Annotated in this window: 1 protein-coding gene; it reads right to left on the bottom strand. The window is 42.6% G+C overall.

The annotated features are described in order from the left end of the window. Positions 1–284 (bottom strand): hypothetical protein (locus HX803_RS32605; protein ID WP_256732996.1); only part of this gene is annotated, 284 nt, incomplete at its 3' end. Positions 285–333 lie beyond the last annotated feature (49 nt).

Here is a 333-nt window from a genome sequence, read left to right as displayed (position 1 = left end):
CTGTAGAATTCGCCTCCCGCTAACGAGAGATCGGAAGCGCAAGTGGTTGAAGTTGTTGAAGAAATCTTCAAAAACTTCTGAAAATAATCACTTGACAGCAAATGAGGCTGCTGTAGAATGCGCGCCTCGGTTGAGACGAAAGCTCTTAACCAACCGCTCTTTAACAACTGAATCAAGCAATTCGTGTGGGTGCTTGTGGAGTCAGACTGATAGTCAACAAGATTATCAGCATCACAAGTTACTCCGCGAGAAATCAAAGATGTAACCAACGATTGCTGAGCCAAGTTTAGGGTTTCTTAAAAACCCAAAGATGTTTGAACTGAAGAGTTTGAT

Source organism: Pseudomonas sp. P7548 (assembly GCF_013386585.1).
Taxonomy (GTDB): domain Bacteria; phylum Pseudomonadota; class Gammaproteobacteria; order Pseudomonadales; family Pseudomonadaceae; genus Aquipseudomonas.
Note: the sequence above shows the minus strand (reverse complement) of the source record. Positions and strands in the feature narration are given on the sequence as shown.